The following is a 24,502-nucleotide window of genomic DNA, read 5'->3' on the forward strand; positions in this document are numbered from 1 at the left end:
TAGGATAAACGCACGCCTCTGAATTGTTTAGAATATTTAGTCTAAGTGATTTTGGGGCAGATCTGAGCTAGGTGGCACTTTTTGAGAAAATGCCACGAGTAAAACTTCAAGCCTCTGAACAAAAGCATGTTAGGGGATATATTCTAATCCGATTAATTTGGATTTTAGAAAGTACCTAGTGCCTTAAACGCTTGCTAGTTGCCGGCTCCACTAAACTTGGAATGATTATCACTAAAACTAAACCACGGGGCTTTATAGTCTGTGTGTATATGTTTCTGTTTACCTTTGTGAAATGGCGTATCTAACAAAGATATAGCAAATGTAGACCATCCACTGGTTTCCCCTGAATCATGTATCCATTGTATATTTGAGCCACAATGCTTACAGAATGTACGGACATAATTAGGCGATGACTCGTAACGTTTAATAGAGTTCCTACCCTCAATAATCGAAAAATACTCATCACGACTAGCAGCAAAGGAGGCAAATGCTGCCCCGTGAGCTTTTTGACACATAGTGCAATGACAATGTGTTACTGCTTTGATATCACCTGTAATTTCAATTTTCACTGTCCCACAAAGACAACTTCCTTTGTACATAACTACACCTTTCTTATCGGTACTCAACACCAATCTAGCCTACTCCTGGCTTATTTTTTATTGGTTGCGCTTACTCACGGTACAGACAACAAATCCACACGAAATCATAGCTAGGGCGAACTTTTCACTGTCAGTAATGATGTGTCCAAACAAGAAACTAGCTAGTGATATTGAAACCAACGGAATAAGCGCTGGAAGCGTAGAGGAAACCGTTGCCCCTAAATAATTGACTGCACGTGCGAAGGTAAAAACAACAACAATTGATGCTAGTACGCTCTGAACAAAAGTTTGTGTTATCCATTGTTCAATAGGCAGAGCAGATAAATCAGAATGTGCAGAGCGTAGGTATACCGGTAAGTAGATAATGCCGGAGATAACATTCATCATGAAAATCATCGAAACCAAATTCACCTGCCACCTTTTCAACAGCAGAGCAAACAAAGCCCAAGCCAATCCAGCCAGTAAAAACAAAGTCGCGCCTATACTACTTTGCAGTTCGGCGCCAAAAGGTCGGTTTATGAGTAAATACAGGCCGAAAACAATCACGCCGATACCACCAATCTGAGCTTTATTGATTTTTTCGCCCTGTGCTGACAAAAATGCCGTAGTGATGATCATCGTAAAGGTCGGTACCATCACACTCGCATAAGACAAAGGTGTCAGTTGCATCCCTTTGTTGACCAACCAGCCATACATTGGCCCCGCGAGCAGCGAAAACGCTGTAGCCCTCGCCCAGTTCGTTATCTGCATTACCCCGCGTAAATTCATCATCAGGAGCGGAAGACAGATTATGCCTGATACACAGTAACGAAGCATTGTCAGGTCATTGGGCAAGAAGCCGCTATTAAGAGCCTCATGCGTAGTGACATTTAAAGTCCCCCAACACCCTACAGTCACTGCCCCATACCCAAACCCTTTTATTAGGTTTCTTGTTTCGAATGATTTCATGGTTTCTTCTAAGTTATGTTTTTCGAGAGAGTAACCTAGATAATGGATAACAAATATTGATATATTCTTATTATTTGATGCCTAAAAGTTAACAAAGAGTTTGTATGGAACTTCGACAAATTAAGTATTTTCTTGCTGTTGCTAACTCTGGAGGGGTTACAAAAGCCGCTGATATTCTCAATATCACTCAACCTGCTATCTCACGACAAATCAGTGACTTAGAAGAGGAGTTAGGGGTTCAACTTTTTGATCGTGTATCAAGAAAGCTCACCCTTACTGTTGCGGGGGAGTATTTTAGAGAGCAGATGGATAAAGTGACCTCAGATATAGAAAAAGCGTCCCAAACCGTCAAAAGAGTTTCAACAGGGGCAACCGGAAACCTTAGGTTAGGTTCAGTAGAAACCGTATTATGGGAAGGGTTGGTGCCTAATCATTTAAGTCAGTTCAGAGCTCAAAATCCAGATGTCACGATTGAAATGGTTACAGACAATACGACTGCACTCTTAAACCACATGGAGCATGGTCGCTTGGACTGTGCATTTGTGTACTTATTTAGGGAACTTGACAGTTCCTATGGTGTTATTCAGCTGCGAAGTGATCCTATGGCGCTTGCGTACCCTGCTTCTTGGGAAAAGAAGTTTCATGGCGACGTCTCTGTTTCTAAACTTAACTCACTGCCTTTCATCCGCTTCCCTCAAGAGTCCTACCCTGCATTTTTTGAGTGGCAAGAGCAACAATTCCGAACTCTTGGTCTAAGACCAAATGTACTTCATTGGGCACATCATGAAAGCTCGATGCTTGCATTGGTTGCCGCGGAGCAAGGTATCTCTATCGTGAATAGCAAACACATTAACCGCGCATCCCCTCTAGTGAGGTTTATCACCTTAAGTGAGTTAGATCTGAAGCTACCACTATGCTTTGTTTGGAAAAACGAAAAAACAAGACCCGTTGTAAAAAGGTTATCTAATCAATTGGTAGATAGCTAAAGTCTTTAAGACTCTGACATTACGTAACCTAATCCAAAAGAGAAATTGGTCTTTAAGCAAGACTACTAGCACTAACAAGGAATGGGGCATTTCTGTGTTTCATGCCCCATCAGCAAGCCTCTGGAAAGAAACGCGTTAGACTTTAAGGTCTAATGCACTCGATATAGATTAGATAAAGTATGTTGAAAACTTAAACGCTTGTTAATCAAATTTAGCTGACATCTTTTATGTGACTAATTTTGCCATTTTGAAACTCGAAGTATGTTTGGCCTTTCAACTCCAAGACCTGGCCCGCTCTAAGACCGTTAGGCAGGTCTATTGCCAAAGTCCCAGTGTAGTCAATATTGACTGTAGCTGCCCTTTCAGACATTTCTATAGCTGTCACAACCTGCTGACGAACACTAAAAATCTTTACCGACTCAGAAGCCAAACTTTCAAACTCAGCTTTACCGTCAGAACGGGCAGTAATTTCTCCATTTGACTCATTTTCAAATACTACATCGTCGTCAAGGAGAGCGAGCATTCCAGAAACATCAAAAGCATTGTAGCGGCTGACATAGGACTCAACTAATCCGATTTTTTCACTATCTAACACGTTAATTCTCCTCACTCACATAACGCCCAATTACGTAGCCCGAAACGCACTGGAGCACTTTCCGCATAACACCATAAACTCGAAATTCAGCGCAAGCCAAAATCGCCGAGCATTGGGGGGCTGCTTGAATTGTTTGTATGGGTAAATCTAAAGATAAGCTGTATAAACGCAAACCTCACGCACTCCAACTTGAGTTTGAATTGTTTTGGTTCCAACATACGTTGTACCCAACTTACTTATGACTGCCTTTGAACGCACATTGTCAGTTAAATGCATTACTTTAAGCTTACTGAGACCTAGATTCTCTCTTGCGTACTCGATTAGCGCTCTAGAGCCTTCTGTAGCATAACCGCTCCCCCAAAAAGGAACACCCAACCAGTACCCTAGTGTCCCTTCACCTTCTTCAAGTCGAGGAAAACTGACGGCCCCAATCAGAGTATTGCTACTCTTTAGAACCAGAGCATAAACGACACCTTTACTAGCGTTGAACAAATCCTGGTGCGTTGAAATCCAGTCAACAGCATCTGATAACTCGTATGGATGCGGAATATTCGCCGTCATATCCGAGATGACTTTTTCACCTACTAGTTCAGCAACTCTTGTTGCATCATGTTCGGTGAAGGGCCTGAGAATTAGTCTATTCGTTTCTATTATGGTTTGCATAAATACCTATTCACCTCACGCTTCTTAGACAGAATCGTTCCGTGTTTGCAATTCGTCTATACCACCAACTCATATATGAAACTAAACTTATATCAATGTATTGCACCAAGCAACTATAACTTTCAGGGAAAATCTACGGATAACTTCCGTATAAGAGCCTAAGGTGCGGAATAGATTAATTTGGCCTCCCAATGTACTGGTTAGGTCGACAGTTCGTTGGGCTGACATGATTGGGGGTCAAAGACGTGTTGGTCGGGATCAACGCCAACACGCCCTGGGACAGAGATTTGGTAGCTCGGATTCAGACTAAAACTGCCGAGCGTTGCGAATTTTTCTTAAACGCTGTGTTAGGCTTCGGTAGCTATATTGGGGGTCACTCCGCCAATATACAAAAACGTATAATACCAAGATTTGAACAAGCCAAAGCAATGTTGAAGTCACGCAAGTTACATAAACATCAGGTAAAAGTGCGATTGCCTTTGAGTATTTGTCATCTGCTATAGTTCCTTTCACCTCGAGTATACTCATAGTCACATTCATTGGGGTATACCCCAACCAATATACAGCCCATGAGCCCGCAGAAACTGGAGCTAGAAACAGCAACGGTCGGAGCCATTTATACGGGAATACAAAATACAGCAACATGATTGCATAAAGCACAGTTAGGAATAGAGTCCAAGAACGCATTTTCATATTTAGTAACCAGTAAGACTCTTCAGCATACAAGCATAAAACTACACTGCCAAGAACGCATGCAAACAAGAACTTACCGATTTCTGAAGTTTTTTTGAATCGGAAGAGTACATAACTAAGCAAAACGCCAAACGCAGAAAACCACCCCAAAATCTCTGGCTTCATGGTAAAAAACCGTGGAGCATAAGTGTTATTAAGAATAAGAATCCCCAATAGGACACCAACCAACAGGTAAGCTATAAACGCCCTGATTAATAACCAAATGATTATCTTCATTGTTTCCTACATCCGTTAAGAAGCCTAACCGTATTTTTTAACCCGACACTATCGGCATAACAGCTCATACCAAACTAAGCACATAGTCCGTCATTAGAAAAAAATAGGTCAATTAATGACAAAAGAAATGTGTTCTGACTCTTGGGCTAAAAAAGAAAGGGGCAAAAGCGGCTTAGTGGTATAGCTCAGGCTAGTTGCGCAATCAGCCCTGTTCTCGACTAGGCATGCGTCCTTCCGCAGTAGAGGGAACGACCTTGGTGAAGAATTCATTTTTCTATCTCTTCCACAGCTCCACACAGGAAAAACGAGAGTATTAGCCAGAGTTACGAACTGGAAAATGCACAAACGATAGCTGTGAATATCAGATACAAATGAAGTTGGGAATATTGCTGAAAAATCGAGGAGATTTGGAGCGTACTGCGGGAATCGAACCCGCATCATCAGCTTGGAAGGCTGAGGTAATAGCCATTATACGAAGTACGCTTTGTGTCGAAGACCTAGTTAATATGCCACATCTGACTGAAAAGAAAACCTTTTTTTCTCAAATTGAAATCAATTGAACAGTTCATCAGCAATATGAGTGGTTTTTCCTCATTTTTGTTCTCTTCAAGCGGTTACCCAGTCCGGAAATAATCACATTTGATAATAGAAACCTTTACTCATTTCATTGCTTCTTTGCTAATGTTAAACCTTAGTAAACAGCGATTTAAAGGGATCTTCTATGCGCGTTTTTGTTATATTGCTTTTTGGATTATTGAGCCTGTCTCTACCAGTACAGGCTGAAAAAACCGCTTATTCAGACTCGGAGTTATTAGACCGCCCGCTCATGGAGCGTTATATTCTCGATGAATTAAAAGCCCTTCGTCAGGACCAGCAAGATTTAGAGCGTAAACTTGTCATTCAGATGACTGACCGAGAGCTGGCCGTAGCGGATAAGTCCCTCAACTACGCCAACGTCACCGTCACCTATTTCTTTTATATCATCGCCGGTGTCGCCTCACTGATCGCCTTTGTGGGCTGGCAATCGCTGCGCGAGTTTAAGCAAAACACCAAACAGATGGCCGATAAACGTCTTGAATCAATTGCCGAAGAGTACGAAAAGAAATTCAGTGCCCTTGAACGAGATTTAAAACGCAAAACTCGTATCATTAGTGAAAACAACAAAGAAATTGAGCGCATCAATGAGATCCATAACCTGTGGCTGCGCGCACAAAGTATGCCTACAGCCGAACAGCGAATCGATGTCTATGATGAGATCCTGACTATCCGTCCTGGAGACTTGGAAGCGCTAACCTATAAAGCTGACGCAGCGATGGAGATCAAAGAGTACAACTGGGCGCTTAGCTTATGTAATCGAGTTCTGGAATTGGATACCAGTAACGGCCCAGCACTGTATCAACGCGCCTGTGCGTTTTCTCGCTTAGGTATTGAGGAACAGGCAATTGAAGACTTGGAGCATGCTATCGAGGCCAGCCCATCAATTCGAGAACTGATCAATACTGAGCCTGATCTGGAAGGGCTGCACGGTAACCCACGTTTCGACGCCCTGCTCAATCAGTCAACAGAATAATCCTGTCTATCATAGAGGCTAGAATATCGCTTATGGGTAACAGATCGCGGTGACGCGGTCTTTACCTTCAATCTTTGACTGATACATCAGATGATCTGCATCCGATAGGGTGATTTCACCATTGTTGGTTGAATAGTGGGCACAACCTAAGCTCACTGAAGTCTGGAGCTCACCCTCGTCAAGAACAGATAACTCGCGCACGCTGGCGCAGATATTTTCCGCAATATCAACGACTTTGCCGAACTCCAACTCACATATCACAACGGCGAACTCCTCTCCGCCAATACGACCAATCAGTCCCTGCTCAGGGACAATGGTGTCAGCGGCAAACGCGACCCTTCGGATCACCTCATCTCCGGTAGAATGTCCGTATCTATCATTGACCTTTTTGAAGTCATCAATATCAAAAATCATCAAGGTTACGGGTCCTTCACATGCCAGACGTTGCTTTAACTCGGAGACAAAGTGACGGCGGTTACTTAACCCCGTCAGCTGGTCCGTCTCTGATAATGTCTTTAACTCTCGGTTTGCTTGCTCCAGAGCTTTCGTTTTCACCTTCACCGTAATATTGAGTGCAACAATATAGCCGAAGGTAAAAATCCCAATTGCCAAAGCGGATAGTGGTACTAAATAGTCAGGATAGACGGTATTGATGTACATCCAGCGGTTAAAGATTTTCTGTTTATCCTCGACAGCAAAGGAGTCTATACCTTGCGATACCTGCTGCTGGAGAAGAGTGTTTCCTTCCGCTACAGCCGCTCTTAATTCACCAGAGTATAAGTGCCTGATACCGACAAACTTTGCTGCTTTTTGCGAAGTTTGTAAATAAAAGTTGGCGACCTGCAGATCGGCGACAAATGCATCTAGCTCGCCGGCAAACGCAGATTCAATCATCAATTTGTTGTTGGCAAAATTGAGCAAATTAAGATTAGGAAAATGAAGCTGAGTAAACTCTTGTTCATAGCCACCTGCAACGACCCCGACCTGATAATCGTGTTTCGAGAGCAGAAAGTCATCAAGGTTGGTGCCAATAAGCTCTTGGCTAATAAACAGCTGAGTATCGATGGACATAATAGAGGACGTAAAATCTAGATAACCGTCACGACCTTCGGACCACAACAAGCCAGCATGCACATCAGCCTGGCCTTGTTTAACAGCATCAAGAGAGGATTGCCAATCGAGTAACAGGAACTCAATTTCGACATCGTTGTTTTTGCCAAACTCAAGCCAGTATTCGATTAATATACCGTCAGGCTTACCATCAGCATTGATAAATGAGAAAGGTTTCCATGCTTTAGAATTAGCCACCACCAGCTTTTGCGGGGACGCTTCCTGCCCCCGGGCAGAGACACTCATTAGCAACAAAAACGCAAAAAGAAATCGAAGCACATCCATCCCTAAAATAACGCTTAGCAAATAAGGTAACTAAGCAAGAAACTATTTATTTAGATTAGGTATAGATGATACTTCGATCAATTATATAAATGATATTAAGTGACGGCTATTTCGCGTGAATTCTCATTTATTCAATAAATTATTGGATTTTGAACTGGCCCATTTCACGATTTAACTCATCAACCTGATTTCTTACCTGACTCGACACATCTGATGACGAGTGCGAAATGTCCGCAACATCATCAACCGAAGCGATAACCTGTTCCATCAAGCTCTGAATTTCATCGGTTGCCTGCGACTGCTGTTGCGCCGAACTCAGCAGCTCTTTCATCTGTTGGTTTAGCGCTTCGATCTGCTCAGTTGTTGAGCTCAAGGTTCCATAGGCCTGCTCTGTATGATCAGCCCCTTCTTCAGCAAGTCCCTTACTCTTTTCTATCTCATTCACAACCGCTTTAGTCGATGTCTGAATCGCGTTAACGATATTATTAATCTCTGTAGTCGATTCGGTAGTGCGTGTTGCCAATAGTCGCACTTCATCTGCAACCACAGCGAATCCTCGACCGTATTCCCCCGCCCTAGCCGCTTCAATCGCAGCGTTAAGCGCGAGTAGGTTGGTTTGCTCCGCTAAGCCCTCGATTACTTCCGTCACTCGGCCAATAGCTTCACTCTCTTTACTCAGTTCATCAACCTGAAAACTCGCTTTCTCGATCGTTGAATGAAGAAGCCCGACGGTATTCTTGTTCAAATCAAGCGCATTGGTACCATGCTCAATTTGGCTCTTAGACTCGACCAGATTAGTCACAGATTGCTCTGCTTGCATCGCGGTATCGCTAGCAGACCTGCTAACTTCACCAACCTGCTGACCCACCAGCTCCATGGTTGCTTTTTGTCGTTCAACTTGAGAGACCGTCTGCCCATTGGCATCAAGTAACGACTTCATACTATCGCCAACGGTGTTAGCTTTAGCCGTAACGCCTTTTACAATACTCGCTAACTCGTCATTCATCTTATTGATCGACTGAGTAAGGCTGGCTAACTCGTCACTACCTTCAATTTGCAGCGGCGCCTGAGAAACATCGCCGTCAGCAATCGCCTCAGCACGCTTTGAAACCGTCGCGACACGTCGCCCAATATTCTTACCCATAAAGTGGGCGGTTGTGACAGAAACAATCACGACCAAAGCAATCGATGCGAGCAGCAACTTAATCACGTTGCTGACTGAGTTAAAGATGCCTTGACCACTTGCGTCAGCCAGTGCTTGCTGCTGACTAATCACAGTTTCAAAACTGCTGTTAAGCTGTTCAACCGCTGGCACGAGTTCGTTGGCCATTTTCTGATTGGCAATATTCCAGTCAGCGGACTTACGTAGTGTTACCACCTGATCCGCTAACGGGAAGTAAAGTTGCTGCATCTCTTTAAACAGTGACCATAAACCCTGATCGCTGCTCGATAGCAACTCCTTCTTCGATTCAATCTCTTGCACCGACTTATCGTGTGATTTCAAGAAGTCCTGATATTTATCCAGATGATCCTGCGTACCATACAGAAGAAAATCTCGCATTGAGGAAAGTGCATTGGCAAGAGAGGTGTAACTATCTGCATAAAGTCTGAAAAGACGCTTGCGCTCTCCACCTTCTTTATTACCCGCTTCATCATTGATCAGTCCCTGCAACTGATCGAGTGCGACTTCTGCAATCGGTGCCGCTTCATAGATAAACAGCGAGTGGGCCGGCAGGTTCTCATCGGTGTGACTCAGTTCAGCAATCTCATTCAACAACCCTGTCACTACTGACCACTGGTAGATAAGTTGTTGATAGCTATCGGCATCGACGAGGGATTCCAGTTGAGGCAATGACTCTTCTACTTCAAGTATCGCTTGGTCAAGTTTCGCTTTTTGCTCTGGTCCGGTAACTTCATCGCCGCCTAATAGCATATAAGCTCTGAGTGATGATACCGTGGCCTGAATTGACTGTTGGATCGAACGTCCGGCATCTACGGTCGGTAAATCGCGCTCTAATAAAGAGCTGGTATGTGTATCGACTGTGCTGATGCTACGAAAGATTAAAAACGCGGAAACGATAAAAAGTACTGCAAGCGACAGAAAACTTAGCTGTAACTTCCCTGATATCGTGAGTTTCATCCATTAACTCCTATAGTAAGTTCAAAGCTTACTATAGCGTCTTGCTGTTAGTTGTTAAATAAATGTGTATCAATAAATTAAACTTTTGTATTAGAAAGCTAAAAGCGGATACAAAAAATCCCCGCCAGGCGAGGATTTTAGGAGTCAACGTCAGTCTACAAAAATTAAATGCTTGCAGCTGAAACGTATTGAGTTAGCTCGTCGTTAGAAACCGTTGTGATGTACTGATCATCAAGGTAGAACGCTACGCTATCTGCAGACTTCTCACCACGAAGTACCTGTTGTGTACCGTCGATGTATGAAATATCCATCTGCATTGTGTTCGCATCGATTTGCTGCATTGTCGCTTTTTCGATGTTTGCATTGTTTGCTAGTGGAACTTCTTTCAGTGAGCTGTCCAGGTGACCATTCACTTTAATGTAGTTTTTAGTTGGAGTATCAACAACTGCTGGAGACTTACCAGAAATTGGGTTAGTACCAGTCCAGAATTCAATTGCGTTGAATACGAACAGGTCAATCGTACCAGCAATACCGTAAACAGGAGATAGAAGAAGGAACATACCTTCACGACCGTAACGGTTATCTACTACTTCAAGGTTGAATTTTGACACTAATCCAGTCGTCGCCATTTGACCCATACAACCAGTCAAAGAAGACACACCCAGACCTACAACAATAGCCATTTTTAATGCGTTAGTTTTCATCTATACCACCACTTAATCAAGATGGCGCGCATCGTACTCCTGTTTCTGTTTAAAGCAATCCATCAACATATACAATTGACATAAATTTTACCGTGTTAAGTTTTTGTTTTAACTAGGTTATTTCTTACATCATTCACTAGATATTGTGCTATTTTTCATTCAATCCTGCTAGCTATAGTAGTCACGTTGATAAGCTATTGATCTTAAGTAAGACAACTAACGCTATACAGTAAGAATAATCTGTGAAAGCCAGGCATAACCTCATCTCTCACTGTTCAAATAGTAAACACACAGTTTTATATATACGACCAAAGTGCAATATATCCGACCAAATTAGTCAGCTATTGGTTTATATAAAATCCAGACTTTCGCAAATAACCAGTGAATAAGTTCAAAATTACACAACAAGGTTGGTAAAAATCAGAATTGTTTGCTGGATCAACTTTTCCGTCAAAGATGTTGCGTGCTTATTTATTAAATGAATAATAGTCGGTGTTACACATTTGTAACAAAACACAACATTATATAAGTATTATTTATAAGTAATTAATTTCACAGGCAGGAAAAGCATGACAAAGCGTATTTCGCTAGCCATATTGGCGAATATATTTGCAGGTAGCGCTGCAGCATCCACCTTGGATGACAAAATCAACGAAGTCGTTGCACCTATCGTTAACCCTTTTGTAGGAATGATCTTCTCGACTATTCCGTTCCCTTTTACTGACGTACAGGTGCCGTGGATTGTTCTTTGGTTAGTTGTTGCCGCATCTTTCTTCACTTTCTACTTAGGCTTCATCAACGTGCGTGGTTTCAAACACGCTGTTCAACTGGTATCAGGTAAGTTCTCTGATCCAAAAGCAAAAGAAGATGGTGAGGTTTCTCACTTCCAGGCACTAACTACTGCCCTTTCAGGTACCGTTGGTCTTGGTAACATCGCTGGTGTTGCTGTCGCAGTATCTATCGGTGGCGCAGGTGCAACATTCTGGATGATCCTGGCGGGTCTGTTAGGTATGTCGAGCAAGTTCGTAGAATGTGCTCTTGGTGTTAAATACCGTAATACTAACCCAGACGGTTCAGTTTCTGGTGGTCCAATGTACTACCTGAGCAAAGGTCTGGCTAAACGCGGTAACGCTGCATTCGGTCGTACTCTGGCAGTCCTGTTCTCTGTTTTCGCAATCGGTGGTTCACTTGGTGGCGGTAACATGTTCCAGGCTAACCAGGCATTCAAGCAGGTTGTTGGTGTAACGGGTGGCGATGCTTCATTCTTCGCAGATAAAGGTTGGTTGTTCGGCCTAATCCTAGCGGTGATCGTTGGTATCGTAATCATCGGTGGTATCAAGTCTATCGCTAAAGTGACTGAAAAGATCGTTCCTTTCATGGCAACTATCTACGTAGGTGCAGCACTTATCATTATCCTGATGAACTTTGACCGTATCGACGATGCATTTAACGCGATTTTCAATGGTGCATTCACAGGTGAAGGTATTGCGGGCGGTGTAATCGGTGTGCTAATCCAAGGCTTCAAACGTGCGGCGTTCTCGAACGAAGCGGGTGTTGGTTCAGCAGCTATTGCTCACTCAGCAGTTAAAACTAAAGAGCCAATGTCTGAAGGTTTCGTATCTCTACTAGAACCGTTCATCGATACTGTTGTTATCTGTACTATGACTGCTCTGGTTATCATCATCACTGGTTACCTGGACACAGATACTGGTCTGGCAGGTGTTGAACTAACTTCAGCGGCATTCGGTAGTGCTATCAGCTGGTTCCCATACGTACTTGCTATCGCAGTAGTGCTGTTCGCATTCTCTACTATGATCTCTTGGTCTTACTACGGTCTGAAAGCTTGGACTTACCTATTCGGTGAGAGCAAGACAGCTGAAATTATCTTCAAAGTTAAGTTCTGTATCTTCGTAGTAATCGGTGCGGCAATGAACCTTGGTCCAGTTATCGACTTCTCTGATGCAATGATCTTCGCAATGGCTCTAGTGAACATTGTTGGTCTTTACATCCTTGTACCTGAAGTTAAACGCGACCTGGCTGATTACCTAGAACGTTTCAACGCTGGTAAAGTTTACAAAGTACAGCAGAAGCAAAACCTAACTGAGCAACCAGAGTAATCAGATACTCAATTGCATAAGTGTTACAAACAGCAGGCTCAGGCCTGCTGTTTTTCGTTTATCTGGCCATAAAATCAAATTATTTCTTTATCTAAACTTGCAAACCAATCTCCTACAGCCGATTCAATCACAAGTATAAAAGTCCAGTTTTTGCCCCCTACTTTGTTAACAAACGCTATTTTTCCCCATCAAACTGCAAACTGTAAGCCCTGCTTTACTACATGATAATCACTCTCAACATGCGAGTTTTAACATCTTTGTTACACTTACCTTAATGAGTAATGGTTGAAATTGATCGCTATTTTCCTTTGAGTTTGTAGCTTAAAAGTACGTAGCTAGCGCTTTCATCAGCAGGTTGTTTTAACCGTTACCGATAAGTTGTATGAAATTTAAGTATCTATCTGGACTCCGAAATACCGAAACATGGTTGGGAGTCAGACAAGGTTACTCATAAGTGCGATCCACCTCTGAGTAACAAAAAGGAGATAGTAATGAATGTTCAGACACTACCCATGTTACGTTTCATCGACCACGATGGTCACTCGGTGAATCAACTTCCCGCATGGGCAGACTTAGCGACCTTGACCGCTTTTTACCGCGATATGGTTCTGACCCGAACGTATGACAATAAAGCTGTCGCATTACAACGAACGGGTAAACTAGGTACCTATCCTTCCCATCTGGGCTCAGAGGCATTTGGCGTCGGTATCGGACACGCAATGCACCCCAGAGATGTCTTTATTCCCTATTACCGGGATATGCCTGCTATGTGGGTTCGTGGCATAGCGATGGAGAAAAACCTTCAATACTGGGGCGGTGATGAACGAGGCAGCGACTTTCATGTCACACCAAGTAACGGTGGTTCACCAGAACCCTGTCATGATCTTCCTTTCTGCGTACCTATCGCCACTCAATGCACTCATGCTGTAGGTGTCGCCTCAGCGCTAAAAATAGACAATCAGCATCATGCTGCACTCGTCACTTGTGGTGATGGTGCGACATCAAAAGGTGACTTCTTAGAAAGCATCAACTGTGCAGGCGCGTGGAATCTTCCATTAGTGTTTGTGGTTAACAATAACCAGTGGGCTATCTCAGTGCCGCGCGCACTACAATGTGCCGCTGAATTTCTTTCTGATAAAGCCAAAGGCGCTGGAATCATCGGCGTCACCGTTGATGGCAATGATGTTGTCGCTGTGCACGATACCGTTTTAGCGGCGCTAGACCGAGCGCGCAAAGGCAAAGGACCAACATTGATCGAAGCAGTCAGCTATCGACTTAGTGACCACACTACCGCAGATGATGCCAGCCGTTACCGTAGTAGTGATGAACTTAATCAGGCATGGCAGTTCGAACCGATCAAACGCCTTAAAGCCTATTTGGTTGCCAATGGAGTCTGGAACGAGCAGTTAGAGGAGGAGTGGTTAAACAGCTGCAAGCAGCAAGTCGAAGCCGCTGTCGAACATTACCTCAGTCTCCCTCCACAAGCACCGGAAAGCGCATTCGATTTTCTCTATGAACATGCTCCCGCTGAACTGAATCAACAACGCGACGAACTGATCAACAAGGCGATGCGTATGCAAGGAGGCAAACATGGCTGAGATAACGTTAGTCGAAGCAGTTAACCTGGCACTGCATCACGAGATGAGCAAGGATTCGAGCGTGGTGGTTCTCGGCGAAGACGTCGGCGATAACGGCGGTGTATTTCGCGCTACAGTCGGCTTAAAAGAGAAGTTTGGCTTGCGCCGTGTTATCGATACTCCTTTAGCTGAGGCTCTTATCGGAGGGGTTTCCGTTGGTATGGCAAGCCAAGGGTTGCGTCCCGTCGCTGAATTCCAGTTTCAGGGCTTCGTTTTCCCTGCACTGGAACATTTAATGTGTCATGCAGCCCGAATGAGAAACCGTACCCGCGGTCGCCTTACCTGCCCTGCTGTATTTCGCGCACCATTTGGCGGTGGTATTCACGCACCGGAACATCATTCAGAGAGCGTAGAAGCCCTGTTTGCTCACACCGCTGGCTTTAAAGTTGTCGTACCGTCTTCACCACAAAGAGCTTATGGCTTGTTGCTTGCAGCAATTCGAAGCAATGATCCTGTGATGTTTTTCGAGCCTAAGCGTATCTACCGCACGGTTAAATCAGAAGTGGTCGATAGCGGGGAAGCTTTGCCTCTTGATACCTGTTTTACTCTGCGTAAAGGTCGCGACATTACGCTGGTGACATGGGGCGCGTGTGTGGTCGAGTCACTGCAAGCCGCCCAGACCCTATCATCACAAGGCATAGAAGCCGAGGTTATCGATCTCTCGTCGATCAAACCGATTGATATGGACACCATAATTGCGTCACTTGAGAAAACGGGTCGCCTGCTAGTGGTACATGAGGCAAGCCGAACTTGTGGTGTCGGTTCAGAGATTGTTGCCCGCACCGCAGAAAAAGCAATGTGTCTGTTGAAGGCACCACCTCGACGTGTCACTGGTATGGATACCATCATGCCTTACTACCGAAATGAAGATTATTTTATGATTCATGAACAAGACATCGTCCTAGCAGCACGAGAACTTGTGGAGGGTTGGAAATGAAAACGTTCTTATTACCTGACCTTGGCGAAGGATTAGCCGAGTCTGAGATTGTCGAATGGCACATTAACGTCGGTGATTCCGTTGAACTCGACCAGGTAGTCCTAACGGTCGAAACCGCCAAAGCAGTGGTTGAAGTTCCTGCTCCATACTCTGGTGTCGTCGTTAGTCGTCATGGCGAGGCAGGAGATGTGATTAACATTGGCGCTTTGTTACTGGAAATAGAGGAACAGCCTGAACTCGTCGCTACGGGAGCAGTAAAAGCCAAACAACAAGACGCAGCAACTGTGGTAGGCAATGTGTCACAAACCACGCATCAGGTTGATGTCGATGATTTCTGGATTGGCAGCACCCATAACCCATCTGCAGACGAATTGATTACTGCCCTGCCATCTGCCCGCCTGCTGGCAAAAAAACTCGGGGTTGAGCTTAAAACGGTCAGTGGTACCGGGCCAAACGGCATGATTACCGATAATGATATTTATGCCGAAGCGCGTAAACAGAGTCCCGGAACCGAGGTACTCAAAGGTGCGCGACGCACTATGGTATCGACCATGTCAGAGTCCCATCATAATGTCGCGGCGGTAACCATTACTGAAGAGGCCAGTTTAGCTAACTGGCAAGCCAATGAGGACATATCTGGCCGGCTTATCCGTGCTGTGGTTTATGCCTGTCAGGAGGAGCCTGCTCTTAATGCATGGTTTGACGCAGAAACAATGACCCGCTGTGTTCATAGTCGAGTCAACATAGGAATCGCCGTCGATAGTAGTCACGGGCTGTACGTGCCTGTCCTCAAACACGCTGAGACGTTTGAAGATAGCGATATTCGCAATTGGTTAAATGAAACGGTTCAGGGCATCAGGCAGCGAAAAATAGGTCGAGATAGCCTGCAAAACGCGACGATCACACTGTCTAACTTCGGCGCAATCGCTGGGATTTTCGCAACGCCAGTGGTCTCTCCCCCTCAAGTAGCGATCGTCGGTGCCGGGCGGATAATCGAACGCGTGGTAATGAAAGATGGCAACCCGGTTTCGGTAAAGGTAATGCCACTTTCTATTACTTTTGACCATCGCGCCTGCACTGGGGGGGAAGCAGCAAGATTCACCAAAAAGCTGGTCGAACATTTGCAAAGTTAAATCATTAACGCCGAATCTTTCGATTCGGCGTTTTTTTTGTTAAACATTCGAGTTAAGCGTCTATCTTTTCTATCAGTTCCGGTAACAGAGTAAACAAATCTCCCACCAGCCCATAGTCGGCAATTTCGAAAATTGGCGCGTCAGGATCACTATTGATAGCGACAATCACTTTTGAATCTTTCATCCCTGCTAAATGCTGAATCGCACCAGAGATACCAATCGCGATGTATAAACGTGGCGCAACAATCTTACCAGTCTGACCCACTTGAAGGTCATTAGTCACAAAGCCCGCGTCAACAGCGGCTCTCGACGCACCAATCGCACCACCTAACTTATCCGCTAATGCTTCGACCATCGCAAAGTTTTCTTTGCTGCCTACGCCACGTCCTCCAGAAATGACCACGTCAGCGGCAGAAAGGTCCGGACGAGCGCTTTCTGTCACCACCTGGCCTAACATTTCAGTGTAGATAGAGGGAACATCAACGTCGATGGCTTCAACAGAGACACTCGCTTGCTGGTCAGCACTCACCTTGTCAAAGGCGGATTCACGAATCGTCATGACAATGATCGAATCTTGAGATGAGACTCTGGCTAGGGCATTACCTGCATATATTGGCCTAATCACTGTGTCAGCCGCTTCTATCGCAATGACATCTGAAAGTTGCCCCACATCGAGCAACGCTGCAATTCTTGGCGAGAGATCTTTACCAAATGAGCTTGCTGAAACAAGGATATGTGAATAGGCCTCCGCCATTGCAGTGATCATTGGCGCAAGACGCTCGCTTAATGGCGTACTTAGTCTCGGATCTGAAATAACCACGACTTTTGAAAGTTGTGCCAAGTTCGCACTTGATTGAACAAGGCCATCACATATCTCTCCAATCAAAAGTAAATCTAGGGGTGCATCGTTAGCGTGACGAGATATCTGGCTCGCAGCCTCTACGGTCGCTAATGTGCCTGAAGACAAGGTTTTGCCGTCATGCTCGGCAACAATAAGGATTCGATCACTCATAAAACCTCCCTAATCAATCACTTTAGCTTCGTTACGCAGTTTATCGACCAGCTCATCAACACTCGTGACCTTCACGCCGGCACTTCTTACCGCTGGAGCCATCACTTCGATGACCGTTTGTGAATCACGGATGACAACGCTTAGCTCATCAGGAGTCATGGTTTCCATTGGTTTACGTTTTGCTTTCATAATATTGGGCAAAGAGGCATACCGTGGTTCGTTAAGGCGTAAATCGGTGCTGACAATCGCAGGCAACGCCAGCTTAAGCCGCTCTAGTCCACCATCAACCTCTCTCTCTACCTCAATATATTCGCCATCAATCGTTAACTTTGATGCGAACGTAGCTTGTGGTCGACCAGTTAAGGCAGCTAACATCTGTGCCACTTGATTGTTGTCGGTATCAATGGATTGCTTACCAAGTAGCACAATACCCGCCTGTTCTTTTTCCATTAAGGCTTTGAGCACTTTTGCTACACTGAGTGGCTGACAGGTTTGAGTAACACTGACGTGAATCGCTCTGTCTGCACCTAAGGCTAACGCCGAGCGCAATTGCTCCTGGCATTCATCGCCACCGAGTGAAACAACGATGATTTCTTCAGCTGTACCCGCCTCTTTTAAGCGTATCGCTTCTTCAACCGCGATTTCACAAAACGGATTGATTGCCATTTTTACATTATCTGTCTCGACACCCGAACCGTCAGACTTAATGCGTACCTTAGCGTAAGGATCTATCACGCGCTTAATTGCTACTAAAACTTTCATCGTATTCTCCGAAAGGCCAAGCGATAAGTTGAGCTTAGTAAAGTTTACGTTTACGTCAACTGTAACTATATTTAATCCATGGCATTCATTTGTGATGAAGGTTGAGCAAGATGGAAAGAGAAAGCATGGACTTTGATGTTGTCGTGGTAGGCGCTGGGCCAGCCGGTCTTTCCGCTGCCTGTAAACTTGCTCAGCTAGCACAGCAACACCAGCAAACTATCTCGATTTGTGTGGTTGAAAAAGGCGCCGAAGTTGGGGCGCATATTCTTTCTGGTGCAGTTTTTGAACCCCGTGCTCTTGATGAGCTTTTTCCTCAATGGCAGCAACAAGGTGCACCAGTCACCACTCAAGTTAGTCATGACGAGTTTGTCTACTTAACTACCGAGACCAATCATATTAAAGTGCCGCAACTGTTTACGCCGATCTCATTGCGTAATGATGGCAATAACTATGTGATTAGTTTGAGCAAACTGTGTCGTTGGCTGGCCGCGCAAGCCGAGGAGCTAGGGGTAGAGGTCTTTCCCGGTTTTCCGGCTAAAGAGGTTTGTTACGACCAAAACGGTAACGTCACCGGAATAATCACTGCGGATATGGGGCTTGATAAGCACTCTCAACCTAAAAGTACCTTTCAGGCCGGGATTCAGCTTAATGCCAAGCAGACTATTTTTGCCGAAGGTGCCAGAGGCAGCTTAGGCAAAGGACTAATCAATCACTTTAAGTTGGATAAAGACAGCCAGCCACAGCACTATGCGCTGGGCATCAAAGAGGTTTGGCGCTTGCCTGAGCATGACTCGCGCTTTCAGTCAGGTCTGGTCATTCACTCTACGGGCTGGCCGCTGAGTGAGTCGGATTCAAGCGGCGGCGGGTTTCTTTACCATCTCGAAGAGAACCTGGTCGCCGTCGGTCTGATTACCGATCTCAACTACTCCAACCCCTATCTGAGTCCGTTTGATGAGTTTCAGCGCCTCAAGCACCACCCACAATTTGCTCAACACCTTCAGGGTGCTGAGCGCATTGCCTACGGCGCCAGAGCAATTGCCAAAGGCGGCTTACTTTCCTTACCTAAGCAGCAGTTCCCCGGAGGTTTGTTAGTGGGTTGTGAAGCGGGTACCCTTAACTCAGCCAAGATAAAAGGCTGCCATACTGCGATGAAATCAGGCTTACTCGCGGCAGAAGCGGTTTTCCAGGCCATAGCAGACGAGCAACAAGAGGCGGACTACGCAGGGTTGTTTGTCAATTCATGGCTGTATGATGAGTTAAATCTCTACCGCAATTTCCCCGGTGCCATTCATCAATACGGCACCCTACTTGGCGGCGCTGTTACCCTGTTCGAGCAAAATGTCTGGCATAGACTCACTGGTGGTAAATCGAGTTGGGATATAACCGACACTCAGGCAGACTATGTCGCTTTGTATGAACGCTCTCGATGCAAACCTATTAAGTACCAAAAGCCCGATGGAAAGTTGAGTTTCGACAAGCCATCGTCGGTCTATCTCTCCTCTACTTTCCATGAAGAAGATCAACCGTGTCACCTGTTGGTATCGGATAATCGTATTCCTGTCACCCACCATATGACGCTATTTGACGAGCCAAGCCAGCGCTACTGTCCGGCCGGAGTCTATGAAGTGATCGAAGTCGAGGGTCAACGCAAGTTGCAAATCAATGCGGCTAACTGCCTACATTGTAAAACTTGCGACATCAAGGACCCATCACAGAACATCACTTGGGTACCACCCGAATCTGGTGGCCCCAACTATTCTGAAATGTAACCTATGACGATGTTAAGTGAGTTCGAAGTCAGCGGATACTTTGTCGTGGAAAATAGCAATTCGCTTGAGCACATTAGTCAGATTCTGTAGCTCTAACGGTGTAAGATCACCCACTGCCAGAACGTCATTGACCTGTCGCAGGTCACTGTATTCGACAATCTGATTGATGAAACGCAGGTGCCAGATATGGTCGAAGATATATACCATCTCTCGATAAGTCTTATCTTCGATCTCCTGCTGAGCGACTAACGCTTGTAGACGCGCCAATGTATTACTTTCACGGATATCATGTTTCAAAGCATAGAGACGACAGAATATCTCCATTGGTCTCAGACACTCTTTAAGGTTAATCGATGCCCGACCCAATTGTCTGTCAGGGTCGCTGTCATCCACGTTGGGCATTGGCACAGTATGAGCGAGACAATTTTGCGCATAGATGGTCATAAACTCAGGATGAGAGGTCAGCACCTGCTGGATATGGGTCTGAATATCATCCACTAACGATGAATCGCCATAAGTTGCGCGTATGTCGAAAAATACATTCAATTCAAGAATGGTATCCGGAGAGGCCTGTTCTATCCATTGGGAGAAGTTGTCCTGCCACTCTTTTTTACTCAGACACCATTGGTGGTTAGACGCCATAATCAGACCATCACAATAACTGTATCCCGCCTGATTAAGCATCGCACATACTCTCTCACCAAGATGAAGGAAGTAACGACGAATTGCTTTTAAATCCTGATCATCCGGTGTTTCAAAGACAATCGCATTATCCTGATCAGAAAATAGCGTCATGTCGTGGCGCGCATTACTGCCAAAAGATAGAAACGAGAACGGCACCGGAGGCTCACCAATCTCTTTAATGGTCAATTCAATAAATCGACAAATCGCCGCATCATAGGTGCAGCCAATTAAACTACGCAGGTGATCGGAGCGCGTTCCCGCGGCAATCATCTCTCGAATCAGGTCAGTCAATCGATTTAACGACTCAACCACATGACTGTGGCTGTCGCTGCCTTCAATATCAGTAATGATACTAGCGCTGGTTTTACGATAATCGGAGCTCGGGTAGACGGCGCCAAAGCTCGCACCGTAGACCTTACGCACAATCGGACGAAACGAAATAACATGACCAAGTTTTTCTGAAAGGAATATGCGCGACGTACTTAAAATAATATCTATGCTTCGGCCACTCTTGGTGACAATTTGCGCTTCAAATTCTGCCGGTTCACTCTGGTGGCGGAACAGCTGCATCAGATGTTCGAGGACCTTCGAGTTTTGAGGATGCTGAGAAAACAGATCTTGCCAGATAGTCTGTGACTTCAGCTCAGTGTCAGTGTAACCAAGCAACTGATGCAGACGTGTATTGGAGAAGATGATCTTACCGTCCGCTTCAAGTATATAGCCCTCATTGGACGATTCGACCAACGCCTTGTAACGGTTTTTCGCTTCATGCAGCGCGATTTCGGCGCGTTTTTTCTTTCTCTCAATCGCTTTTGACTGGCTGATCACCCATAGCATGATCGCCACCAAACCTAAGGTAATCGCAACAAATACCCGAAACAGAGTGCTTTCCAGTTTGTCCAGTTCTTGTTTTACGTCATCAAAATAGACGCCAGTACCAATGATCCATTGCCACTCTTCTACACCCTCTACATAAGTCATCTTAGGTGCAGTGATTGACGGGTCATCCTTCCATTGCCATTGATACTCCAGGTAGCCCTGCTGAGAGGCCTTAACCAATTTGACGATTTCAACAAAGATCGGAAATCCGGTACTGTTTTCACTTTCGAAGTAATTGGTCAGATCCTGATTAGTTAAATCACTACGGTAAGGGTGCATCACCATATTTGGGTGCATATCGGTGATAAAGAAGTAATCTTTGTTTTCTGGGCCATATCGCATGGCTCGAATTTCGGTCGCCGCTTTCAACTGTGCCTGCTCTAAACTGAGCACACCACGCTGCTCTAATGCAACATAGCTATCCACCACACTCACTGCCGTTGAAGTGAGCTCCTTCAACATCTGTCGCTTCTGATTCAGCATCGACTGTTCCACCAGCGGCACAATCAGATAAATAATGGCGGTAATAAACAGCACAATCGCCGCCACAGTTGGCAGTACAATACGCAGACTGAAATTACTTAACCAAGATTGGCTTTCACTCTGCTGGGTACTTAAACCAACGAAATAATCTGCCAGTTCATTTTCATCCAGTACTTCAGCCAGATCCTGATCGTGGCTGGTGTCGTGGTATTTGGCCGTAAATGAGTCATTTTCGAAATCAGCCCGGGTTGGCAGGTAGCCATGATAATCATCGCGAATGTGGGTTTCTAAAACGTTCTTGATCTGTTGAAGGGTATATCTGTCGCCAAACTCGTTTATCGCTTCAGCGAACGCCTCTTTGCAATGGCGAAAACGACGATGGGAATAGGGATCGAAATCGACTCCGTTCGCCATAGTGTCGCAATGCTCTTCACCGTTGTAATCAAAGAATCCATCTATCCAGCGATGAATGTCTTCTGCGCGGACACCATGAAGCTGTTCGGTGCGGTCAGCATGTTCAGATATTTTCATTTAGTTTTAGTGAACCTAATATCATAGTAAATATGTGAATTAAAAGTGTGCTCTAGGTAGCATTTTTACCAACTTCCAATATTCCACCTTATAGCTTTGCCTGCTTAATTAACCCAAATCAATATTTAGCCAATACCCCTTTCTTAGTATGGCGCCATGTTTGATTGAATTTTTGACAAGTTAACTGACCAGTTAGTTTGTTTTCATTATCGAAGTAAACCCGTGTTTCCCTCTTTATTGCATCAATAAAGGTGCCTGGTAGCGTCTGGGATGTCGTCTCGTACTGGTCGAAGGTCAGTATACCAAGCGAAAGCGGAGCCCTAATTGACATGGTTCAACTTCGGAACATAACAAAGGAAGACTCAATGTCTAACACAAATAAAACCTTTTACAGGGATATGCGCAAAAAAGCGCAGGAATTTGAGAGCCGAGAAGAATTTCTTAACCATGATCTCACCATCATGAACTTTCGTCGCTGGGGTATTCACTTACCTTCACGCGACTACAGTATTGAAATCGAAGACTGGGTACCTGCATTAGCAGCCACCATTGGTAAGGTGGTTATGGTAACCGCTATGGTTGCCGCTTTTGCTGCTCAGTTTGGTTTATCTCCTGAATTCGTCGCAGAGAACGTTCGTTATGAACTGCTTATCGCGGGTGCCCTGTTCGTTATCCTGTTTTCCGCGATTCTAAACCCTAACGCTAACCTGGCCGGTACTCACGGCCCGATGATACCGTTGATCCCATTGATTGCCGCTGCCGGAGGACACCCTCTCGCACTCGGTTTGATGGTGTGTGCATTTGGTCTGATCCTCGCCTTTACCAAAGGGGGCTCTAAACTGATGACCCTGACCGGTGTCGGCGTGCGGGGCGGATTGCTTATCTATCTGGGTGCCGTAGGGTTGATCGGTCAGATTAATAAGACTGAAGCTTGGGCAGCAAGCACGGATCAGGGTTACATCTCATTTGCGGTGATCGGCGTAACGGTAATGGTTTATGCTTACCTGGCTAAAATCAACAAACGTTGGTTAGCCATTCCATTATGTTCTGCGTTAGCGGGTATTGTTGCTTACATAATGGGAGCTGAATTTGCCTTCACTACCGAACCTGGTTTACCTCATTTCAGCCCGTTCTACTGGTGGGGTGAAGATACAGGTTGGCAACTTGGCTGGCCTAACCTAGAGCACTTTATCGCGGTTACTCCGTTTGCTCTGCTCGCCGTTGCTATGTGGTCTCCGGACTACCTGGGCCACCGCGTATTCCAAGAGCTGAACTATCCGAAAGAAGCGAAAGGCGTACTGATGGATGTTGATGACACTATGGTTGGTGCGTCTGTTCGTCAGGGTGTAGGTGCACTACTTGGTGGTGGTAACCTGGCCTCTTCTTGGGGTACATATATGATTCCGGCCGCGATTGCTAAGCGCCCTATTCCAGGTGGCGCACTGCTAACTGGCTTAATGTGTATCGCTGCCTCTGTGATCGGTTACCCAATGGATCTTGCTATGTGGGAACCTGTTCTACGCGTTGCTCTGATCGTCGGTGTGTTCCTGCCACTGCTAGAAGCTGGTATGCAGATGATTCATAAGCACAAAGACTCACTGAGTGCTGGTATCTGTATCTTTGCTTGTGCATTCGTTAACCCTGTTTTTGGCTGGGCGACGACTATGCTACTCGATAACATGGGTCTTATTGGCGACCATGAGCGTGCTAAAGAACTATCGAATAAAGATAAGTATCTCATCCCGGGTGCTGCCTTTATTGTTTGTGTCGGTTCACTGGCTGTTGTTGGTCAATTGCCGGGCATTCCTGCGCTAATCGGTCAATAATTTTTTAATAGGAAGGCATAGATGAATTCTCGTCTATGCCTTTTCAATTTCCCCATCAATACTGAACTCTACACATAGCGTTCCCTTTACACTTACCGCCAACGATAGCCGGTCGTTATCGTTAACAACACATTTCAGACAGTCCATCCGCCCTCCATTACGC

General features: G+C 45.2%; 18 protein-coding genes and 1 tRNA gene. 8 read left to right on the forward strand and 11 right to left on the reverse strand.

The window, feature by feature from the left end:
* Positions 1–194: 194 nt before the first annotated feature.
* Together RH46_RS11430 and RH46_RS11435 are read right to left on the reverse strand one after the other, a co-directional pair.
* The gene (locus RH46_RS11430) at positions 195–599 is read right to left on the reverse strand and encodes a GFA family protein (protein WP_040895703.1); all 405 of its coding nucleotides are present in this window, start codon (positions 597–599) and stop codon (positions 195–197) included.
* Positions 600–656: 57 nt separating this feature from the next.
* Positions 657–1,547 (reverse strand): DMT family transporter, encoded by an 891-nt coding sequence (locus tag RH46_RS11435; protein WP_006879609.1) that lies wholly within the window; start codon positions 1,545–1,547, stop codon positions 657–659.
* Positions 1,548–1,651: 104 nt separating this feature from the next.
* Here RH46_RS11435 and RH46_RS11440 point away from each other — a divergent pair, with 104 nt between their 5' ends.
* On the forward strand, positions 1,652–2,533 hold the full coding sequence (locus RH46_RS11440; protein WP_006879610.1) for a LysR family transcriptional regulator: 882 nt from the start codon (positions 1,652–1,654) through the stop codon (positions 2,531–2,533).
* Positions 2,534–2,744: 211 nt separating this feature from the next.
* Here the strand turns inward: RH46_RS11440 and RH46_RS11445 are convergent, their stop codons facing one another.
* The 3 genes from RH46_RS11445 to RH46_RS11460 form a co-directional block, all read right to left on the reverse strand.
* Positions 2,745–3,128, reverse strand: a complete 384-nt coding sequence (locus tag RH46_RS11445) for a nuclear transport factor 2 family protein (RefSeq protein WP_006879611.1) — start codon at positions 3,126–3,128, stop codon at positions 2,745–2,747.
* Between the two features lie 147 nt (positions 3,129–3,275).
* The gene (locus tag RH46_RS11450; protein WP_006879612.1) at positions 3,276–3,791 is read right to left on the reverse strand and encodes a GNAT family N-acetyltransferase; all 516 of its coding nucleotides are present in this window, start codon (positions 3,789–3,791) and stop codon (positions 3,276–3,278) included.
* A 1,377-nt stretch (positions 3,792–5,168) separates the two neighbouring features.
* Positions 5,169–5,243: transfer RNA gene (locus tag RH46_RS11460), tRNA-Gly, on the reverse strand.
* A 238-nt stretch (positions 5,244–5,481) separates the two neighbouring features.
* Here RH46_RS11460 and RH46_RS11465 point away from each other — a divergent pair.
* Positions 5,482–6,330: a TPR end-of-group domain-containing protein gene (locus RH46_RS11465; protein ID WP_006879614.1), complete on the forward strand. Its 849-nt coding sequence runs from the start codon at positions 5,482–5,484 to the stop codon at positions 6,328–6,330.
* A 30-nt stretch (positions 6,331–6,360) separates the two neighbouring features.
* Here the strand turns inward: RH46_RS11465 and RH46_RS11470 are convergent, their stop codons facing one another.
* The 3 genes from RH46_RS11470 to RH46_RS11480 form a co-directional block, all read right to left on the reverse strand.
* Positions 6,361–7,719 (reverse strand): transporter substrate-binding domain-containing diguanylate cyclase, encoded by a 1,359-nt coding sequence (locus tag RH46_RS11470; protein ID WP_241210051.1) that lies wholly within the window; start codon positions 7,717–7,719, stop codon positions 6,361–6,363.
* A 145-nt stretch (positions 7,720–7,864) separates the two neighbouring features.
* Positions 7,865–9,865: a methyl-accepting chemotaxis protein gene (locus RH46_RS11475; protein ID WP_006879616.1), complete on the reverse strand. Its 2,001-nt coding sequence runs from the start codon at positions 9,863–9,865 to the stop codon at positions 7,865–7,867.
* 164 nt (positions 9,866–10,029) lie between these two features.
* Positions 10,030–10,569 (reverse strand): DUF3332 domain-containing protein, encoded by a 540-nt coding sequence (locus tag RH46_RS11480; RefSeq protein ID WP_006879617.1) that lies wholly within the window; start codon positions 10,567–10,569, stop codon positions 10,030–10,032.
* A 569-nt stretch (positions 10,570–11,138) separates the two neighbouring features.
* Here RH46_RS11480 and RH46_RS11485 point away from each other — a divergent pair.
* The 4 genes from RH46_RS11485 to RH46_RS11500 all read left to right on the forward strand — a co-directional run bounded on the left by RH46_RS11485 (position 11,139) and on the right by RH46_RS11500 (position 16,393).
* Positions 11,139–12,686 (forward strand): alanine/glycine:cation symporter family protein, encoded by a 1,548-nt coding sequence (locus tag RH46_RS11485; RefSeq protein WP_006879618.1) that lies wholly within the window; start codon positions 11,139–11,141, stop codon positions 12,684–12,686.
* 491 nt (positions 12,687–13,177) lie between these two features.
* On the forward strand, positions 13,178–14,284 hold the full coding sequence (gene pdhA / locus RH46_RS11490; RefSeq protein ID WP_006879619.1) for a pyruvate dehydrogenase (acetyl-transferring) E1 component subunit alpha: 1,107 nt from the start codon (positions 13,178–13,180) through the stop codon (positions 14,282–14,284).
* Complete coding sequence (locus RH46_RS11495) at positions 14,277–15,260, forward strand: alpha-ketoacid dehydrogenase subunit beta (protein ID WP_006879620.1); 984 nt, start codon at positions 14,277–14,279, stop codon at positions 15,258–15,260. Before pdhA ends, RH46_RS11495 begins: the two co-directional genes overlap by 8 nt.
* The gene (locus RH46_RS11500) at positions 15,257–16,393 is read left to right on the forward strand and encodes a dihydrolipoamide acetyltransferase family protein (RefSeq protein ID WP_006879621.1); all 1,137 of its coding nucleotides are present in this window, start codon (positions 15,257–15,259) and stop codon (positions 16,391–16,393) included. The genes RH46_RS11495 and RH46_RS11500 overlap by 4 nt, the downstream gene beginning before the upstream one ends.
* A gap of 52 nt (positions 16,394–16,445) precedes the next feature.
* Here the strand turns inward: RH46_RS11500 and RH46_RS11505 are convergent, their stop codons facing one another.
* Together RH46_RS11505 and RH46_RS11510 are read right to left on the reverse strand one after the other, a co-directional pair.
* Positions 16,446–17,405, reverse strand: a complete 960-nt coding sequence (locus RH46_RS11505; RefSeq protein WP_006879622.1) for an electron transfer flavoprotein subunit alpha/FixB family protein — start codon at positions 17,403–17,405, stop codon at positions 16,446–16,448.
* 9 nt (positions 17,406–17,414) lie between these two features.
* Complete coding sequence (locus RH46_RS11510; RefSeq protein WP_006879623.1) at positions 17,415–18,167, reverse strand: electron transfer flavoprotein subunit beta/FixA family protein; 753 nt, start codon at positions 18,165–18,167, stop codon at positions 17,415–17,417.
* Between the two features lie 110 nt (positions 18,168–18,277).
* Here RH46_RS11510 and RH46_RS11515 point away from each other — a divergent pair, with 110 nt between their 5' ends.
* Positions 18,278–19,936: an electron transfer flavoprotein-ubiquinone oxidoreductase gene (locus RH46_RS11515; protein WP_040895711.1), complete on the forward strand. Its 1,659-nt coding sequence runs from the start codon at positions 18,278–18,280 to the stop codon at positions 19,934–19,936.
* Between the two features lie 12 nt (positions 19,937–19,948).
* On the opposite strand, the gene RH46_RS11520 is transcribed toward RH46_RS11515, so the two are convergent.
* Positions 19,949–22,513 (reverse strand): DUF294 nucleotidyltransferase-like domain-containing protein, encoded by a 2,565-nt coding sequence (locus tag RH46_RS11520; protein WP_006879625.1) that lies wholly within the window; start codon positions 22,511–22,513, stop codon positions 19,949–19,951.
* A 365-nt stretch (positions 22,514–22,878) separates the two neighbouring features.
* On the opposite strand from RH46_RS11520, the gene RH46_RS11530 reads away from it, so the two are divergent.
* Positions 22,879–24,339 carry a DUF3360 family protein gene (locus tag RH46_RS11530; RefSeq protein WP_006879627.1) on the forward strand — a complete coding sequence of 487 codons (1,461 nt, stop codon included), beginning with the start codon at positions 22,879–22,881 and terminating at the stop codon, positions 24,337–24,339.
* Positions 24,340–24,502: the final 163 nt, after the last annotated feature.

The organism is Vibrio brasiliensis LMG 20546, assembly GCF_000189255.1.
In the GTDB taxonomy this organism is placed as follows: Bacteria; Pseudomonadota; Gammaproteobacteria; order Enterobacterales; family Vibrionaceae; genus Vibrio; species Vibrio brasiliensis.

What these genes read in the sequence shown, in the direction of transcription:
- RH46_RS11495 (WP_006879620.1), top strand. Translation starts at nt 14,277, where the DNA reads ATGGCTGAGATAACGTTAGTCGAAGCAGTTAACCTGGCACTGCATCAC.
- RH46_RS11485 (WP_006879618.1), top strand. Translation starts at nt 11,139, where the DNA reads ATGACAAAGCGTATTTCGCTAGCCATATTGGCGAATATATTTGCAGGT.
- RH46_RS11505 (WP_006879622.1), bottom strand. Translation starts at nt 17,405, where the DNA reads ATGAGTGATCGAATCCTTATTGTTGCCGAGCATGACGGCAAAACCTTG.
- pdhA (WP_006879619.1), top strand. Translation starts at nt 13,178, where the DNA reads ATGAATGTTCAGACACTACCCATGTTACGTTTCATCGACCACGATGGT.
- RH46_RS11510 (WP_006879623.1), bottom strand. Translation starts at nt 18,167, where the DNA reads ATGAAAGTTTTAGTAGCAATTAAGCGCGTGATAGATCCTTACGCTAAG.
- RH46_RS11480 (WP_006879617.1), bottom strand. Translation starts at nt 10,569, where the DNA reads ATGAAAACTAACGCATTAAAAATGGCTATTGTTGTAGGTCTGGGTGTG.
- RH46_RS11430 (WP_040895703.1), bottom strand. Translation starts at nt 599, where the DNA reads ATGTACAAAGGAAGTTGTCTTTGTGGGACAGTGAAAATTGAAATTACA.
- RH46_RS11450 (WP_006879612.1), bottom strand. Translation starts at nt 3,791, where the DNA reads ATGCAAACCATAATAGAAACGAATAGACTAATTCTCAGGCCCTTCACC.
- RH46_RS11500 (WP_006879621.1), top strand. Translation starts at nt 15,257, where the DNA reads ATGAAAACGTTCTTATTACCTGACCTTGGCGAAGGATTAGCCGAGTCT.
- RH46_RS11440 (WP_006879610.1), top strand. Translation starts at nt 1,652, where the DNA reads ATGGAACTTCGACAAATTAAGTATTTTCTTGCTGTTGCTAACTCTGGA.
- RH46_RS11530 (WP_006879627.1), top strand. Translation starts at nt 22,879, where the DNA reads ATGTCTAACACAAATAAAACCTTTTACAGGGATATGCGCAAAAAAGCG.
- RH46_RS11475 (WP_006879616.1), bottom strand. Translation starts at nt 9,865, where the DNA reads ATGAAACTCACGATATCAGGGAAGTTACAGCTAAGTTTTCTGTCGCTT.
- RH46_RS11520 (WP_006879625.1), bottom strand. Translation starts at nt 22,513, where the DNA reads ATGAAAATATCTGAACATGCTGACCGCACCGAACAGCTTCATGGTGTC.
- RH46_RS11465 (WP_006879614.1), top strand. Translation starts at nt 5,482, where the DNA reads ATGCGCGTTTTTGTTATATTGCTTTTTGGATTATTGAGCCTGTCTCTA.
- RH46_RS11435 (WP_006879609.1), bottom strand. Translation starts at nt 1,547, where the DNA reads ATGAAATCATTCGAAACAAGAAACCTAATAAAAGGGTTTGGGTATGGG.
- RH46_RS11515 (WP_040895711.1), top strand. Translation starts at nt 18,278, where the DNA reads ATGGAAAGAGAAAGCATGGACTTTGATGTTGTCGTGGTAGGCGCTGGG.